The 16,997-nt window shown below is 71.9% G+C and carries 14 protein-coding genes; 6 read left to right on the top strand and 8 right to left on the bottom strand.

The window, feature by feature from the left end; genetic code table 11:
- The first annotated feature begins 25 nt into the window (after positions 1-25).
- Complete coding sequence (locus AC1DP1_RS17965; protein WP_457191926.1) at positions 26-292, top strand: DUF2277 domain-containing protein; 267 nt, start codon at positions 26-28, stop codon at positions 290-292.
- On the top strand, positions 289-1,113 hold the full coding sequence (locus AC1DP1_RS17960; protein WP_477507991.1) for a Sir2 family NAD-dependent protein deacetylase: 825 nt from the start codon (positions 289-291) through the stop codon (positions 1,111-1,113). The genes AC1DP1_RS17965 and AC1DP1_RS17960 overlap by 4 nt, the downstream gene beginning before the upstream one ends.
- Here AC1DP1_RS17960 and AC1DP1_RS17955 read toward each other — a convergent pair.
- The gene (locus AC1DP1_RS17955) at positions 1,110-1,790 is read right to left on the bottom strand and encodes an iron-dependent transcriptional repressor DtxR (RefSeq protein ID WP_457191930.1); all 681 of its coding nucleotides are present in this window, start codon (positions 1,788-1,790) and stop codon (positions 1,110-1,112) included. The genes AC1DP1_RS17960 and AC1DP1_RS17955 overlap by 4 nt on opposite strands.
- Positions 1,791-1,852: 62 nt before the next feature.
- Between AC1DP1_RS17955 and AC1DP1_RS17950 the strand changes: the two genes are divergently transcribed.
- On the top strand, positions 1,853-2,644 hold the full coding sequence (locus AC1DP1_RS17950; RefSeq protein WP_477507990.1) for a hypothetical protein: 792 nt from the start codon (positions 1,853-1,855) through the stop codon (positions 2,642-2,644).
- A 33-nt stretch (positions 2,645-2,677) separates the two neighbouring features.
- Positions 2,678-4,282, top strand: a complete 1,605-nt coding sequence (locus tag AC1DP1_RS17945; RefSeq protein ID WP_477507989.1) for a glycoside hydrolase family 13 protein — start codon at positions 2,678-2,680, stop codon at positions 4,280-4,282.
- Between the two features lie 107 nt (positions 4,283-4,389).
- Here the strand turns inward: AC1DP1_RS17945 and AC1DP1_RS17940 are convergent, their stop codons facing one another.
- From AC1DP1_RS17940 to AC1DP1_RS17920, 5 genes are all read right to left on the bottom strand, one after another.
- A complete protein-coding gene (locus AC1DP1_RS17940) occupies positions 4,390-4,836 on the bottom strand; it encodes a MarR family winged helix-turn-helix transcriptional regulator (RefSeq protein ID WP_477507988.1) in 447 nt (148 codons plus the stop codon).
- Between the two features lie 8 nt (positions 4,837-4,844).
- Positions 4,845-6,413, bottom strand: coding sequence for an MDR family MFS transporter (locus AC1DP1_RS17935; protein ID WP_477507987.1), 1,569 nt, complete (start codon positions 6,411-6,413; stop codon positions 4,845-4,847).
- Between the two features lie 374 nt (positions 6,414-6,787).
- On the bottom strand, positions 6,788-8,797 hold the full coding sequence (locus AC1DP1_RS17930; protein WP_477507986.1) for an ABC transporter ATP-binding protein: 2,010 nt from the start codon (positions 8,795-8,797) through the stop codon (positions 6,788-6,790).
- Positions 8,794-10,527: an ABC transporter ATP-binding protein gene (locus tag AC1DP1_RS17925; RefSeq protein WP_477507985.1), complete on the bottom strand. Its 1,734-nt coding sequence runs from the start codon at positions 10,525-10,527 to the stop codon at positions 8,794-8,796. The genes AC1DP1_RS17930 and AC1DP1_RS17925 overlap by 4 nt, the downstream gene beginning before the upstream one ends.
- Positions 10,527-11,114 (bottom strand): TetR/AcrR family transcriptional regulator, encoded by a 588-nt coding sequence (locus tag AC1DP1_RS17920; RefSeq protein ID WP_477507984.1) that lies wholly within the window; start codon positions 11,112-11,114, stop codon positions 10,527-10,529. Before AC1DP1_RS17920 ends, AC1DP1_RS17925 begins: the two co-directional genes overlap by 1 nt.
- 85 nt (positions 11,115-11,199) lie before the next feature.
- On the opposite strand from AC1DP1_RS17920, the gene AC1DP1_RS17915 reads away from it, so the two are divergent.
- Positions 11,200-14,127: a hypothetical protein gene (locus tag AC1DP1_RS17915; protein ID WP_477507983.1), complete on the top strand. Its 2,928-nt coding sequence runs from the start codon at positions 11,200-11,202 to the stop codon at positions 14,125-14,127.
- An 8-nt stretch (positions 14,128-14,135) separates the two neighbouring features.
- Here the strand turns inward: AC1DP1_RS17915 and AC1DP1_RS17910 are convergent, their stop codons facing one another.
- Together AC1DP1_RS17910 and pdxH are read right to left on the bottom strand one after the other, a co-directional pair.
- Positions 14,136-15,092, bottom strand: coding sequence for an ATP-binding protein (locus AC1DP1_RS17910; RefSeq protein WP_477507982.1), 957 nt, complete (start codon positions 15,090-15,092; stop codon positions 14,136-14,138).
- A gap of 104 nt (positions 15,093-15,196) precedes the next feature.
- Complete coding sequence (pdxH, locus tag AC1DP1_RS17905) at positions 15,197-15,835, bottom strand: pyridoxamine 5'-phosphate oxidase (RefSeq protein ID WP_477507981.1); 639 nt, start codon at positions 15,833-15,835, stop codon at positions 15,197-15,199.
- 53 nt (positions 15,836-15,888) lie between these two features.
- Here pdxH and AC1DP1_RS17900 point away from each other — a divergent pair, with 53 nt between their 5' ends.
- Positions 15,889-16,995, top strand: coding sequence for a citrate synthase 2 (locus AC1DP1_RS17900; protein WP_477507980.1), 1,107 nt, complete (start codon positions 15,889-15,891; stop codon positions 16,993-16,995).
- Positions 16,996-16,997 lie beyond the last annotated feature (2 nt).

The raw sequence follows: 16,997 nt of genomic DNA, 5'->3' as shown, positions 1-16,997 counted from the left end.
GCCACTGCGTCGTACCCTCGGAGCCATGTGCCGCAACATCCGCCCGCTCAACAACTTCGAGCCGCCCGCGACGCGTGACGAGGTCACCGCGGCCGCCCTGCAGTACGTGCGCAAGGTGGCCGGTACGACGAAGCCGTCGCAGGCCAACGAGGAGGTCTTCTACGCCGCGGTGAAGGAGATCGCCCACATCACCGAGCACCTGCTCGACGACCTCGTCACCGCCGCCCCGCCGAAGAACCGCGAGATCGAGTCGGCCAAGGCCCGCGCCCGCGCCCAGGCGCGCTACGCGTGACCCTCACGGCCCGCCTCTCCGCCGAGGACGAGGCCCTCGACCTGCTCGCCTCGCGGCCGCTGGTCGTGCTCACCGGCGCCGGGCTGTCCACCGACTCCGGGATCCCCGACTACCGCGGCCCGGGCGCACCGACGCGTGCACCGATGACCTACCAGGAGTTCGTCGCCACCCCCGACGCGCAGCAGCGCTACTGGGCGCGCAGCCACCTCGGGTGGCAGCGGATGGGCCGCGCCGAGACCAACGCCGGCCACCAGGCCCTCGCCGCCCTCGACCCCGGGCTGCTCATCACCCAGAACGTCGACGGCCTGCACGAGGCCGCCGGGTCACGGCGCCTCGTCGCCCTCCACGGCCGCGTCGCCGACGTCGTCTGCCTCACGTGTCGTACGACGACCTCCCGTGCCGCGCTCGAGCGCGAGCTCGACGCCCTCAACCCCGGCTGGCTCGAGCGGCACGGCTGGGTGGAGTCGCGTCCCGACGGCGACGTCGACCTCGACGACACCCACGACTTCGTGGTGCCGCGCTGCCCGTGCGGCGGGCCGCTCAAGCCTGACGTGGTCTTCTTCGGCGAGAACGTGCCGGCCGACCGGGTGGCGCGCTGCTACGCCGCCGTCGAGGCGCTCGACACGTCGGGGGCGCTGCTCGTCGCCGGGTCGTCGCTGACGGTGATGAGCGGGCTGCGGTTCGTCAAGCGGGCGGCCCGGGGCGGGACGCCGATCGTCATCGTGAACCGCGGGGCGACCCGCGGCGACGAGCTGGCGTCGTACAAGCTCGAGGTGGGGTGCAGCGAGTTCCTCACCGCGCTCGCGGATCGGGCGACCTAGCGGCGGACGAAGATGTGCTCGGCCGCCTCGACGAGGAGCTCGGCGGTCTCGCCGCCGGACCCGATGAGGATGCCCTCCTCGGTGCGGGCGATCGTCACGGTCTTGCCGGGGAGCGCGCCGACGCGGCGGAGCAGGCCCATCAGCTCCTCGTCCTTCTGCATCTCCTCGGAGATCCGCTTGACGTGGACGCGCTGGTCCGCAGGCCCCGCGGCACCCGAGAGCGGCTCGACGTTGTCCATGAAGTCCTCGCCGCCGACATCGCCCAGCTCGTCGAGCCCCGGGATCGGGTTGCCGTAGGGCGACTCGGTCGGGTGGTCGAGCAGCTCGAGGAGCCGGCGCTCGACGGTCTCCGACATCACGTGCTCCCAGCGGCACGCCTCGGCGTGGACGAGCTCCCAGTCGAGGCCGATGACGTCGGTCAGCAGCCGCTCGGCGAGCCGGTGCTTGCGCATCACGCGGGTGGCCAGGAGCTGGCCCTCGTCGGTCAGCTCGAGGTGGCGGTCGCCCTGCACGGTGAGCAGCCCGTCACGCTCCATCCGGGCCACGGTCTGCGACACCGTCGGGCCCGACTGGTGCAGCCGTTCGGCGATGCGGGCACGCAGCGGCACGATGCCCTCCTCCACGAGCTCGTAGATCGTGCGGAGGTACATCTCGGTGGTGTCGATCAGGTCACTCACGGTGGTCATTGTGTCCCATCCGGCAACTGCGAGCCGCATGCACGTCGTGGCACAGTGAACCGGTGACCGAGCTCATCGTGCCCCGACGCTTCTGCGGACCTCCCGATTCCGGCAACGGTGGCTGGACCGCGGGCGCACTGGCCGCCCTCGACGACGCCGACGCGCCGGACGACCACTGCGGCAGCTGGCCCCCGATCGAGGTGTCTCTGCGCCAGCCGCCGCCCCTCGACACCCCCCTCGACGTCACCGCCGAGGCCGGCGTCACGACCGCGTCGTTCGGCGGCGCCCCGATCGCCACGGCGCACCGCGTCGACCGGGTGCTCGCCGAGGTGGAGCCGGTCGACCCGGACGCCGCCGCGGACGCCTCGTCGTCGTACCCGGGCCACACGTTCCACCCCTTCCCCACCTGCTTCGCGTGCGGCACGGCGCGTGAGGAGGCCGACGGGCTGCGGATCTTCCCCGGCCCGGTCGGCGAGGGCCCCGACGGCCATCGCGTCGCAGCCCCCTGGACGCCGCACCCGAGCCTCCACGAGGACTGGCACACCTACGTCGACGAGCACCCCCGCGCGTCGGTCGCCGTCACCTGGGCGGCGCTTGACTGCATCGGCGGATGGGCCGGCGACCTGACGGAGCGGCTCATGGTGCTCGGGCGGATGACCGCGCGCATCGACGACCTGCCGGTCATCGGCGAGCCCCACGTCGTGGTCGGCGAGGGCCGCGGCCGGGACGGTCGCAAGACGTTCACCGCCTCGACGCTGTACGACGCCGACGGCCGCGTCGTGGCCAGTGCCGAGCACACCTGGATCGCCGTCGACCCGGCGATGTTCGGCGGACGGGCCCCGTCCTCGGATTGACCGGCCCCGCCGGCCGTTTGAGAGGATGGGACCATGGCTGATTTGAACGATCCAAAGACCTACTGGTGGCGCAACGCGGTCATCTACCAGGTCTACGTCCGGAGCTTCGCCGACAGTGACGGCGACGGCATCGGCGACCTGCCGGGCATCACCTCGCGCCTGCCGCACCTCGCCGACCTCGGCGTCGACGCCTTGTGGATCACGCCGTTCTACACCTCGCCGCAGCACGACCACGGCTACGACGTCGCCGACTACCGCGACGTCGACCCGCTCTTCGGCTCGCTCTCCGACGCCGACGACCTGGTCGCGCGCGCCCACGAGCTCGGCCTGCGCGTCGTGGTCGACCTGGTGCCCAACCACACGTCCGACCAGCACGAGTGGTTCCAGGCGGCCCTCGCCGCCGGTCCCGGCAGCCCCGAGCGCGGCCGCTATCTCTTCCGCGACAGCCCTGAGGGGATGAAGGACGGCACCCCGCCCAACAACTGGGAGTCGGTCTTCGGCGGCCCGGCCTGGACGCAGGTCGACGACGGCCAGTGGTACCTCCACCTCTTCGACTCCACGCAGCCCGACCTCGACTGGCGCAACCCCGAGGTGCCGGCGATGTTCGAGGACGTCCTGCGCTTCTGGCTCGACCGCGGCGTCGACGGCTTCCGCGTCGACGTGGCGCACGGCCTGTTCAAGGAGGCCAGCCTCCGCGACCAGGTGGTCGCCGAGGGCGGCCGGGCCAGCTCCGGCCAGGTCAACACCGACCACTCGATGGTCTCGCGCGACATCAAGGACGAGCCCATGTGGGACCAGCCGGAGGTCCACGACGTCTACCGCGCCTGGCACCGCGTCCTCGACGAGGCCGGCCCGGACCGGATGGCCGTGGCCGAGGCCTGGACCCAGACGCCCGAGTCGATGGCCGCCTTCGTGCGACCCGACGAGCTCGACCAGGCGTTCAACTTCGCCTGGCTGCTCGCCGACTGGTCGGCCGAGTCCTTCGCGACGGTCATCACCGACACCCTCGCCGCGGTCGAGCCGGTCGGCGCCTCGCCGACCTGGGTGCTCAGCAACCACGACGTCGTACGTCACGTGACCCGCTACGGCGGCGGCGCGAAGGGCCTCGCCCGCGGCCGCGCCGCGACGCTGGCGATGCTCGCGCTCCCCGGCTCCAGCTACCTCTACCAGGGCGAGGAGCTCGGCCTCGAGCAGGTCGACGTCGCCCCGGAGGACCGGCAGGACCCGTCCTACCTCCGCACCGGCGAGGTCGGCCGCGACGGCTGCCGCGTCCCGATCCCGTGGGGCGGCGGCGAGGCGCCGTACGCCTTCGGACCCGGCGACGGCCAGCCGTGGATCCCGCAGCCGCCGGACTGGGCCTCGCTCACCGTCGACGCCCAGACCGGCGCCGAGGGCTCGACGCTCGAGTTCTACCGCGCCGCGCTCGCGACCCGGCGCGAGTTCGCCTGGACCGCCGGCGAGGAGGTCGAGCTGCTCGACCTCGGCACCGACGTGCTGGCGTTCCGGCGCGGTCCTCTCACGGTCGTGCTCAACTGCGGCGCGGCCGACGTCGAGCTCCCCGCGGGCGAGCTGCTGCTGGCCAGCGGCCCGGTCGACGGCGGCAGGCTGCCCGGCGACACCGCCGCCTGGCTGCGCTGACGCACGCCTGGGAACGACGCCGCCTCCGTCGCTGCGTCATACGGATCGGCACCCATGGGTGCGGGTCCGCATGACGTCGGCGGCGGAGGCGGTGGCCTGTCGGTCGGTCAGTCGTCGCTGAGGGCGCGGTTGTACGCCGACAGCTGGTCGCCGAACCCGGCGAGCTCGTCGTCGCTCCAGGCGGACAGCCGCTCGTCGAACCTGTTGCTGCGGTTGAGGGTCATCGCCTCCAGCCGCCGGCGACCTTCGTCGCTGGCGTCCAGCAGGATCGCGCGACGGTCCTCGGCGGCCGGTTGGCGCTCGACGAGACCGAGGTCGACCAGCGTCTGCACCTGCCGGCTGACGCCGCCCTTGTCCATGCCGAAGGCGTCGGACAGGTCAGCGGCACGCAGCGGGCCGTGCTGCGCCAGGTGGGTGAGGATGAAGTACGTCATCGGGTGCAGGTCGGGGTGGACCTCGCGGGCCCGCTCCCCCATGACCCGCTTGACGCGGCGGATCAGCGTCCCGACCTCGGCCTCGATGCGGCGCAGGTCGTCGTACCTCGTGGTGGTCACGGAGGAGATCATGCCTGCGCGGCCTCCGCCACGAGCTCGTCCTCGCGCTTCACCGACGTGCGCAGGGGCACCTCCTTGATGAAGAGGACGGCGATCAGCGCGCCCACCGCGAACGGCAGGGCCACCAGGAAGATGTGACCGGTCGCGTCGCCGAAGGCGCTCTCGAAGATCGCCCGGACCGGCGCCGGCAGGGTGGACACGTCCGGGATGCTGCCGGTGTCGTGGGAGACGGCCGAGGCGTATTCCGGGTGGACCATGAGCAGCTTGGTCAGGCCGGACTGGACCGCGTCGGCGACCTGGTGGGCCAGCACGGCGCCCAGTGCGGCGATGCCGATGGAGCCACCGAGGGAGCGGAAGAACGCGATCACCGAGGAGCCCGCGCCCATGTCGGAGAGGGCGATGGTGTTCTGCACGGCGAGCACGAGGTTCTGCATCGTGGCGCCGAGGCCCAGGCCGAGGACCGCCATGAAGAGGCCGGTGCGCCACAGCGGGGTGGAGGCGTCAATGGTGGCCAGCAGGCCGATGCCGGCGATGACGGCGACCATGCCCCCGACGAGCCAGCGCTTCCACACGCCTGTGGCCGAGATGATCCGGCCGCTCAGGATGCTCGAGACGAGGAGGCCGCCGACCATGCAGATCGACATCAGGCCGGCCTCGGTGGGGCTCATGTCCTTGGCGCGCTGGAAGTAGAGGCTCAGGTAGACCGTCGAGCCGAACATCGCGACGCCGATCAGCACCGAGGCGACGGTGGCGAGGGTGAGGGTGCGGTCCTTGAACAGGCGCAGGGGGATGACCGGGTCCTTGGCGACGTTGGCCTCGACGTGGATGGCCGCACCGATGACGGCGACGGCGCCGACGACGAGCAGCGCGCTGGTCCAGGAGAGCCACTCGAAGTTCTGGCCACCGAGCGAGACCCAGACCAGCAGGATCGAGACGCCGCCGACGAGCAGGAAGGCGCCGAGGTAGTCGATCGAGACGTCGTCCCGCTTCACGACCGGGAGGCGCAGCGTCTTCTGCAGCACGACGAAGGCGAGGGCCGCGACCGGGAGACCGGCGAAGAAGCACCAGCGCCAGCCGACGGTGTCCACGAGGACGCCACCGACGAGCGGTCCGCTGACCGTGGCGAGCGCGAAGACGGCCCCGATGTAGCCGCTGTAGCGACCGCGCTCGCGCGGGGAGACCATCGTGGCGATGACGACCTGGACGAGCGCCGTCAGGCCGCCGACGCCGAGGCCCTGCACGACGCGGGCGCCGATCAGCACCCCCATCGACGGGGCGAAGCCGGCGATGAGCGAGCCGACCGAGAAGATGATCAGGGCCGTCTGCACGAGCAGCTTCTTGTCGAAGAGGTCGGCGAACTTGCCCCAGATCGGGGTGGTCGCGGTCATCGCGAGCATGGTGGCGACGACGACCCAGGTGTAGCCGGTCTGGCTGCCCTGCAGGTCGTCGACGATGGTCGGCAGCGCGTTGCTGACGATCGTGCTGGACAGCATCGCGACGAACATCGCGAGGAGGAGGCCGCTGAGAGCCTCGAGCACCTGACGGTGCGTCATCTCGCCGGTCTGCTCGGCGGTCACGGGGGGAGCCTGGGTCACTGCAGTCCTTCGTTCGGTTGTGATCAGCAATAGTTGCTCTCCACAACCATACGCGCGGCGGGTTTGTTCCACCATCCGACGGCGACGAGACCTGGATCACCCCGAGCTCGCGCTGGGCGGGCGGAGCCCGGAAATGCAGCGACCCGCAGGCCTGCTGCCCCTCTGGGAGGGGCCCCGGGGGATGAACACCGGGAGCCTGCGGGTCGGGTGGCTGCGATGGATTCGCCGGCAGCTGTCGGCGGACCGGGCTGCCTTAGCGGGCAGCCACCTCACTCATCCGAAAAGAACTCATTCTTCGGATCACCTCCCTTCTGTGTGCCCCAACCGTACGTCGGAGCGCGGGGGCGCTCAATGCATTAACCGGGCGGACCTGAGACGACGACGTCCTCGACGGCCGCCTCGAACTGCGAGCGGTAGAGCCGGGCGTAGGCGCCGTCCACCTCGAGCAGCTGCTCGTGCGAGCCCTGCTCGACGATCGATCCGTCCTCCATGACGAGGATCAGGTCGGCGTCGCGGATCGTGGAGAGACGGTGCGCGATCACGAACGACGTCCGGTCCGAGCGCAGCGCCGCCATCGCCTGCTGGAGCAGCAGCTCGGTGCGGGTGTCGACCGACGAGGTGGCCTCGTCGAGGATCAGCAGCGCCGGGTCGGACAGGAAGGCCCGCGCGATCGTCACCAGCTGCCGCTCGCCCGCCGACAGGTTCGAGCCGTCCTCGTCGATGACGGTGTCGTAGCCGTCGGGCAGCGAGTGGACGAAGCGGTCGACGAAGGTGGCCCTCGCGGCCTCGAGGATCTGCTCCTCGCTGGCGTCGGGGCGGCCGTAGGCGATGTTGTCGCGGATCGTGCCGGCGAAGAGCCAGGTGTCCTGGAGCACCATCCCGATCCGGCCGCGCAGCACGCCGCGGGGGATCGAGGTGATGTCGACGCCGTCGATGAGGATGCGGCCCGACTGCGGGTCGTAGAAGCGCATCACCAGGTTGACCATCGTCGTCTTGCCGGCACCCGTCGGGCCGACGATCGCGACCGTGTGGCCGGGCTCGGCCACGAGCGACAGGTGCTCGATGAGCGGCCGCTCCGGGTCGTAGGAGAACGACACGTCGTCGAAGCGCACCTCGCCCCGTGCGTCCGCGGCCGAGGCCGGACGGCCGGTCGCGTCGGCCGACTCCTCGTCGGCGTCGAGCAGCTCGAAGACCCGCTCCGCGGATGCGACGCCCGACTGCAGGAGGTTGAGCATCGATGCCACCTGCGTCAGCGGTTGGGTGAACTGGCGCGAGTACTGGATGAACGCCTGCACGTCACCGAGCGACATCGTCCCGCTGGCGACACGGAGACCGCCGAGGACGGCGATGACGACGTAGTTGAGGTTCCCGACGAACATCATGATCGGCATGATGAGGCCGCTGACGAACTGGGCGCCGTACGACGCCTCGTAGAGGTCGTCGTTCTGCTCGGCGAACACCCGCTCGGCCTCGTGCTGACGCCCGAAGACCTTGACGATCGCGTGCCCGGAGAAGGTCTCCTCGATGTGGGCGTTGAGCGTGCCGGTGCGCCGCCACTGCTGGATGAACATCCCCTGCGAGCGCTTCATCACCGCACCGGTGATGAACATCGCGATCGGCACCGAGACCAGCGCGACCGCCGCCAGCAGCGGCGAGATCCAGAACATCATCGCCAGCACCGCGAAGACCGTGAGCACCGAGTTGAGCATCTGGCTCATCGTCTGCTGCAGCGTCTGGCTGACGTTGTCGATGTCGTTGGTGACGCGGCTGAGCAGCTCGCCGCGCGGCTGCTTGTCGAAGTAGCCCAGCGGCAGCCGGTGGACCTTGTCCTCGACCTCGGAGCGCATCCGCAGCACGGTGCCCTGCACGACGTCGTTGAGGAGGTAGCCGCCGAGGAACGACAGCAGCGACGCGGCGACGTACACGGCGAGGACGACCAGCAGCACGTCGGCGACGGCCGAGAAGTCGACGCCGTCGGTGAGGTCCATCGAGGCGAGCATGTCGGCCTGGTTGTCCTCGCCCCGGGCGCGCAGCGCCTCGATGGCCTGCTCCTGCGTCGCCCCGGTCGCGAGCACGTCCCTGCCGATCAGCCCCGCGAAGATCAGGTCGGTCGCCCGGCCGAGGATCCACGGGCCGATCGCGGTGGCGATGACGCTGAGCACCGTCAGCACCAGCACGGCGTACGCCTTGTGGCGCTCGGGGTGCAGCCGGGACAGCAGCCGCTTGAGCGAGGGCCAGAACGTGTCCGCCTTCTGCCCGATCATGCCGCCGCCCATCGGGCCGCGGCCGGGACCGCCCGGTCCGGACTGGACGCGCTCGGTCTCCTTCAGCTGCCCGTCCTTGACGGGCGCTTCCTTCGTGCTCATGCCACCTCCTCGGCGGTCAGCTGGGACTCGACGATCTCGCGGTAGGTCGTGCAGGTCTCGAGCAGCTCGTCATGCGTACCGCTGCCGACGACGGCGCCGTCCTCCATCACCACGATCCGGTCGGCGTGACGGATGGTCGCGACGCGTTGGGCCACGATCACCACCGTCGACTCCCGCGTCACCGGCCTCAGCGCCGCCCGCAGCCGGGCGTCGGTGGTGAGGTCGAGCGCCGAGAAGGAGTCGTCGAACAGGTAGATCTCCGGGCGGCGGATCACCGCACGCGCGATCGCCATGCGCTGGCGCTGCCCGCCGCTGAGGCTGGTCCCGCCCTGGGCCACCTCGGACTCCAGCCCGTCGGGCATCGCCTCGACGAACTCCTTCGCCTGGGAGATCTCGAGCGCCGCCCACATCTCCTCCTCGGTCGCGTCGGGCTTGCCGTAGCGCAGGTTGTCGGCGATGGTCCCGCGGAAGAGGAAGGCCTTCTGCGGCACCAGGCCGAGCCGGGACCACAGCGTCTCGGGGTGGATGTCGCGTACGTCGACCCCGCCGACGCGCACCGCTCCCCCGGTCGCGTCGAAGAGGCGCGGGACGAGGTTGACGAGCGTCGACTTGCCGGCGCCGGTCGACCCGACGATCGCCACCGTCTCCCCGGGCCGGGCCGTCATCGTGACCTCGCGCAGCACCGGCTCGTCGGCGCCGGGGTAGGCGAAGGTGACCGCGTCGAGGTCGAGGGCGAGGCGCTCGGGCAGCTCGGTGACGGCGTCGGCCGGCGGGACCACCGACGAATCGGTGTCGAGGACGTCGGTGATCCGGTCGGCGCACACCGCGGCGCGCGGGACCATCATCAGCATGAACATCGCCATCATCACCGACATGACGATCTGCATCAGGTAGGAGATGTAGGCGGTGAGCGCCCCGACCTCCATGTGGCCGGCCTCGACGCGGTGCCCGCCGAACCACAGCACCCCGACGGTCGCGACGTTGGCCACGACCATCACCGTCGGGAACATCGCGGCCTGCCAGCGGCCGGCGCGGATGGCGACCTCGGTCAGCTGCGCGTTGGCGTCGGCGAACCGCGTGGTCTCGTGCTCCTCGCGGACGAACGCCCGCACGACGCGGACGCCGGTGATCTGCTCGCGCAGCAGGCGGTTGACCTCGTCGATGCGCTCCTGCATCAGCCGGAAGCTCGGCACCATCTGGCGGATGATGAGACCGATGGAGATGCCGAGGACCGGCACCACGGCGAGGACCAGCCAGGACAGGCCGATGTCCTCGCGCGCGGCCATGATGATGCCGCCGACCATCATGATCGGGGCGGCCACCATGAGCGTGCCGCCCATCAGCACGAGCATCTGCACCTGCTGCACGTCGTTGGTCTCGCGGGTGATCAGCGACGGGGCACCGAAGTGCTGCACCTCGCGGGTCGAGAAGGAGCCGACACGGCGGAAGATGGCGGCCCGGAGGTCGCGGCCGAAGCCCATCGCGTTGCGGGCGGAGAACCACACCGCGGCGATCGAGCAGACGACCTGCACCAGCGAGACCGCGAGCATCAGCCCGCCGTGGCGCACGATGTAGCCCGTGTCGCCGGTGACGACGCCGTTGTCGATGATGTCGGCGTTGAGGCTGGGCAGGGCGAGCGCGGCCATCGTGCCGACGAACTGGAGCGCGACGACGGCGGCCAGCGGGGCGGCGTACGGCCTGAGATAGGTACGGACGAGTCGGAGCAGCATCAGGAGTCCTTGTCCTGCCGGGGCTTGAGCACGCCGTTGAGCACGGTGTCGACGATCTCCTCGGCGGACAGCGGGTTGCCGTCGGAGATGTGGGGATGGGTTCCGGAGAAGGTGAGCAGCCTGACCATGTGCATCAGCTGGCTCGGCGGCACGCGCAGGGAGTCGCGGTGCCGCTCGGCGAGACCCTCGAGGATCACGGCCACCCGCTCGCGCTCGGCCTCCATGTGCCGGTGGGCCTTGGGCGGTCCGACCATGCCCATCCGGCTCATCAGCTGGAACACCCGGGAGAAGCGCCGCTGGAAGAGCTCGACGACCTCCAGCAGCATGGCACCGAGCTCCTGGTCTGGCTCGACCTGCTGGAGCTGGGCGATGAACGGGTCGAGGTCGAGCGCGTGCTCGAGGGCCGCCAGGACCAGGTCGTCCTTGGAGTCGAAGACCCGGAAGATCGTCCCCTCGGCGATGCCGGCGGCGTCGGCGATCTGCCGGGTGGTCACGGTGCGCCCGTGCTCGAGCAGCAGCGGGACGGTGGCGTCGACGAGGGCTGCGCGGCGGTCGTCGGGCGAGAGGGGCTTGGCGCGAGGCGGCACGCGCTCCACTGTAAGTGAGTGAGTGCTCACTCACCAACTCTTTTTTTTCGCCCCGGTCGGACGCGCCCCTCACTAGAGTGCGCTCGTGATGAAGCGGGGGCTCCAGGTCGTCCTCACCCTCCTGGTGCTCGGCGCACTGGGCGCGGCGACGGCGTACGGCATCTCGAGCGCGCTGGGCATCCGGGTCGAGCCCAAGGAGGTGCCGGCCGAGGTGCTGCGCGCGGCACCGCCGCGGGAGTCCGTCGCTCCCCCGCGCGTGCGCGTCACGGCACCCGACGGCGTACGCCTCGACGCCGCGCGGGCGGAGCTGCGCGACGCGACCGCCGACGGCGAGGGGGCGGCGACCCTGCGGGTCCGCTTCGGCGACGGCGATGATGACGACGACTCCTACCGCCTGACGGGCACCGCCGACCAGCTGCGGATCCGTGCGGCGTCCGAGACCGGGGCGGTCCGGGGCGTCTACGACCTCGCCCAGGCCGCATGGGCGCACCGGCCGCTCACCGAGCGGCTCGGCGAGACGGTGACCTCCCGGTTGCCGTTCCGGATGGTCGACCTCGGCGCGGCGGGGGTCGACCCCGACCCCGAGCAGTGGCGCGGCGGCACCGACTACTCCCACTACTCCCGCGCGTTCGAGGACGTCCTGCTGCCCGAGGCGCCGTGGATCGACGAGGCGGCCCTCGCCGCCGCCCGCGAGGACCTCCGCGACTTCGCCGAGCACGTGCTGGCGCAGGGCTACAACGCCGTCACCGTGCCCGGCTTCCTGGAGTACGTCACCTTCGCGGAGGTGCCGGAGGTCTACGCCGACGACCCGGAGTACGTCGCCCGGGCAGAAGCGGTGCGGGACGCGTTCGGCCCGCTGTGGGCCGAGCTCGACGAGCTGGGCCTCGACGTCTACCTCCGCACCGACATGCTCGTGCTCAGCACCCCGCTCGAGCGCCACCTCACCGAACGGTTCGACCTCGACCCGACCGACCCCGGGCTGTGGGACGTCTACGAGGCGGCGCTCGACGAGCTGTACGAGGAGCTCCCGCAGCTGTCCGGTGTCGTGCTCCGCATCGGCGAGGGCGGGTCGATCTACAACACCCCGGGCATCGACTACTTCTCCGAGATCACGGTGACCACGGCGCCCGCCGTCCGGGCGATGCTCGACGCCTTCACCGGGCAGGCGGAGCGCGCCGGCAAGGACGTCGTCTTCCGGACCTGGAGCGTCGGCGTGGGTGCGGTGGGTGACATGCACACCAACCCCGAGTCGTACGACGAGGTGCTTGCGGGCGTCGACTCCCCGCGGCTGGTGGTGTCGACGAAGTACAGCCTCGGCGACTTCTACTCCTGGCTCCCGCTCAACGAGACGCTCGAGCAGGGCACCCAGCGGCGCATCGTCGAGATGCAGAGCCGACGCGAGTTCGAGTCGTTCGGGACGGTCCCCAACGACCTCGGCGTGCTCCACCAGCTCGCACTGCGCCGCTTCCTCGCAGCCAACCCGCACGTCGAGGGGGTCTGGACGTGGACCCAGGACGGCGGTCCGTGGCGCGCCGGGCCGAGGTCGCTGCTGCTGACGACCGGCTTCTGGCAGCTCTACGACCTCAACACCGAGGTCGCCGGCAGGCTGGCGCGGGACCCGGACGCCGACCCCGCCGAGCTCACCGCCGACTGGGTGCGGCGCTGGCTCTCCACCGACCCCGACACGGTCGCGAAGGTCACCGAGGCCCTCGCCCTCTCGCGCGAGGCGGTCACCCACGGGCAGTACGTCCCGCAGTTCGCCGAGGTGCGCGCCTTCGCCCTCGGCCTCGAGCCGCCGCCGCAGATGCTGCTGTTCGAGTGGGACATCCTCACCGGCGACAGCGCGGTCCTCGACGTCCTCTACGCCGTCACCCGCGACTCCTCCCCTGCGAACGGCACCGTGGAGGGGGTGACGGAGGCCATCGACGACGGGCAGCACGCGATCGACGTGGCCATGACCATGCGCGACCTCGTCGACGACACCGACCAGACGACCTACCGCGACCCCGCGCTGCGCGAGCAGCTGCTCGCCTCGCTCGACTACCAGGTCGACCTGCACGCCCTCCTCGGCGCCTACCGCGAGATGGTGCTGCGCCACGCGCAGTGGCTCGACACCGGCGACGGCCGCCACGTCTGGGAGAGCGCCCGTCGGCGGTTCGACGCCGCCGCAGCGCAGCACGAGGAGACGTACGGCGACGACCTGGCACTGCCGGCCTACAACCTCACCGCCGCCCGGATCGGCGAGGAGCGCGCGGCCCGCGACCTCCCGATGGCGTGGCTGGCCCGCGCCGGCCTCGTTGCTCTCCTGCTCGGCCTCGGCCTGACCCGCACCGGCCGCACCCTCGTCCGCACCGCGGTCACGCCGTGGCGCGACCCCGGCCCGGTGTCGCGGTGGCTGGTGGTGGCGCTGCCGGTGGCCGCGGTGGCGTGGAGCCGACTGGTGCTGACGTGGTTCCTGGCGCCGAGCCACCTGCTCGCCGTCGGCCTCGGCTGGGGCGTGCTCGCCACGGTCGTCGCCGTCGCGACGTGGCGCACCCGGTCGTGGCACGTCGCGACCGCGGTCGGCGGCGCGGTGGTCCTCCGGTCGCTGCTGCTGCTCGCGGTCCTGGCCTGGCGTGGCCCGGGTGGCTACTGGTTCGTCTTCTGGACCGAGCCCCTCGTGCGGACGGCGTACGTCGTGGTGGCGGTCGTCCTGGCCGGCTGGGTCCTCGCCGCCCTGGTGTGGTCACTGGCCGCTCGGTCCGTGGGTCGGCGGGCCGCGGCGACGGCGGCCGGCACCGTCGGTGCCGTGATGCTCGCGCTCGGTGCCCTGCTGGCGGCGGTCGGCCTCGAGGACTCGCTGACCGTCTGGAACGACCAGCTCGCGCTGCTCCCGTGGGGCATGGCGCGCATCCTCGGGATCACGACGTTCCTCGGCATCCCCACCGGCCTGCCCACCTGGCTCGCGGCGGCCGGAGCCGGGGTGGTGGTCGCCGCGCTCGCGCTGGGCCTGCCGCGGCGGCGCGCTGCCTGAGGCGACCCTCAGGCCGCGGGCGTGTCGGCGAGCCACGCCGGCCAGGACATCGGCGCCGCTCCCCTGCTCGTCTGCCCGAGCACCTCGTGGGTCATCCAGGCCCGCAGCGCGCGCAGCTCGGCCGGGGACGCCAGCGTCAGCAACCGGCCCTCCTCGCACAGCCGGTCGGCCCGGGCGACGGCCCGTTGCAGCTGCTCGACCAGCACGCCGAACTCGCGGGGCATGGCCATCTCGACGTCGACGAACTCGAGGTGGTCGTCCCGTGCCTGCTCGGCGGCCCGGCGACCGGTGAGCCGGGCGTGGGTCGGCGAGACCAGGAGCCCCCGGATCTCCTCGGCGATGGCGGCCGACTCGCTGTTGTGCTCGTCGACACCCAGCAGCTGCAGCTCGCGGACCAGCTCGTCGAGGTGGCTGTCCTGCCGCAGGCTCAGCGCGACCGGGCACTCGACGAGGCGCACGAGCGCCCAGCCGGGCGGCAGGTCGCCGTCCACGGGTCCGGCGTCCGGCTCGGCGCGCTCCGGGTCGAGCGCGGCGTGCGCCGCTCCGCCGTCCAGGTCGGCCCACACCCGCTTGCCACGCGTGGTCTCGTCGACGCCCCAGCGTCCGGCCAGCATGGCGACGATGGTCAGCCCACGGCCCGTCGCGTCGAGCTCGTCCCAGTCGAGGTCGTCGCCGGCGAGTGCGCGCGGCAGCACGGCCTCGACCCCCACGGGCCCGTCGTCCTCGACCGCGACGCGGACACCGACGGCGGCGGCGCCCGGCCGCTCGAGCGTCACGTGCATGAACTCCGCGCTCGCGTGCAGTGCGGCGTTGCTCGACAGCTCGCTCGCGACGAGCTCGGCGGCGTCGACCAGTCCGCCCTCGCCCCAGGCGTTCAGGCCGTCCGCCACGAACCGGCGCGCGGCCGGGACGCTGGCGGCGTCGGCGGCCAGCCGCACCTGCAACCTGCTCGGCGCACCCTGCATGGCTCAGAACCTAGCCCTACGGGGCGCTGTCCACACGCGAGAAACGGGCGGTGTTCCTCCGAGATCTGCCGGGCTTTCCACGCGGCTCCCCGACCCGCCGCGGCTCAGGGAGCGAGTCGCTCCGTGGTCCAGCCGTCGTCGTCGCGGCGGTAGACCAGCCGGTCGTGCATCCGGCTCGGGCGTCCCTGCCAGAACTCCACTACCTCCGGGCGCACCCGGTAGCCACCCCACTCCGGCGGCACCGGCACCGGACCGTCGTCGCCGAACCGCTCCTGCACCCGGGCGTACGACGCCGCCAGCGCGGATCGCGAGGCGACGGGCCGCGACTGGTCCGAGGCCCACGCCCCCAGCTGGGCGCCGCGCGGGCGGGAGCGGAAGTAGGCCTCGACCTCGTCGTCGGGGATCACCGATGCGGCACCCTCGATGCGGACCTGCCGTTCGAGGGGGTGCCAGGGGAACAGCAGCGCGCACCGCGGGTTGGCGGCGAGCTCCGCGCCCTTGCGGGACGCGTGGTTGGTGTAGAAGACGAAGCCGTCGGACCCGACGCCCTTGAGCAGCACCATCCGGCTCGACGGCCCACCCTCGGGCGTTGCCGTGGACAGCACCATCGCGTTGGGCTCGTGCACCCCGGCCTCGACCGCCTGGCGGAGCCAGCCCTCGAACATCTCGATCGGGTCGTCGGCCAGGTCCGGCAGGTCCAGCCCGCCTCGCCCGTACTCCTCGCGCAGTCCGGACAGGTCCATGTCACGACCCTAGTGGGGCGCGAGGAACGAGCGCCGGGTGCACAATGACCGCCATGACCGAGATCCAGCACGGCCTCGAGGGTGTCGTCGCGTTCGAGACGCAGATCGCCGAGCCCGACAAGGAGGGCTCGGCCCTCCGCTACCGCGGCGTCGACATCGAGGAGCTGGTCGGCCGCGTCCCCTTCGAGAACGTCTGGGGCCTGCTCGTCGACGGCTCCTACAATCCCGGCCTCCCGCCGGCCGAGCCCTACAACATCTCGATCCACACCGGCGACGTCCGGGCCGACGTGCAGGCCGCGGTCGCGATGCTCGCGCCGATGCTCGGCATGGGCCAGACCTACGACATCTCCGACGAGCAGGCGCGCCTCGACCTGTCGCGCGTCGCCGTCATGGTGCTCTCCTACGCCGCCCAGTCGGCGCGCGGCCTCGGCAAGCCGGTCGTCACCCAGGCCGAGGTCGACCAGGGTCGGACCCTCGCCGAGCGGTTCCTGATCCGGTGGCGCGGCGAGGCGGACCCCCAGCACGCCCACGCGATCGACGCCTACTGGTCGTCCGCGGCCGAGCACGGCATGAACGCCTCCACCTTCACCGCCCGCGTCATCACCTCCACCGGCGCCGACGTGGCGGCCGCCTTCTCCGGTGCCATCGGCGCGATGTCGGGCCCCCTCCACGGCGGCGCGCCGTCGAGGGTGCTCGGGATGATCGAGGAGGTCGAGAAGCGCGACGGCGACGCGTCGTCGTACGTCAAGGAGCTGCTCGACAACGGCGAGCGGCTGATGGGCTTCGGCCACCGCGTCTACCGGGCCGAGGACCCGCGGGCCCGCGTGCTGCGGCGCACGGCCCGCGAGCTCGACGCCCCGCGCTACGAGGTCGCCGAGGCGCTGGAGAAGGCCGCACTGGAGGAGCTGCGCTCGCGTCGACCCGACCGCGTCCTGGAGACCAACGTCGAGTTCTGGGCGGCGATCGTCCTCGACTTCGCGGAGGTGCCCGCGCACATGTTCACCTCGATGTTCACCTGCGCGCGCACCGGTGGGTGGTCGGCGCACATCCTCGAGCAGAAGACCACGGGCCGGCTGATCCGGCCGTCCGCGGTCTACGCGGGCCCGAGCACGCGCCCGGCCGACGAGATCGAGGGATGGGACGCGAGCTGGAGCGCCTGAGC

The sequence above is a fragment of the Nocardioides sp. P4_G10 genome, assembly GCF_056401175.1.
The sequence above is the reverse complement of the archived record's forward strand: the minus strand, read 5'-3'. Positions and strand labels throughout refer to the sequence as shown.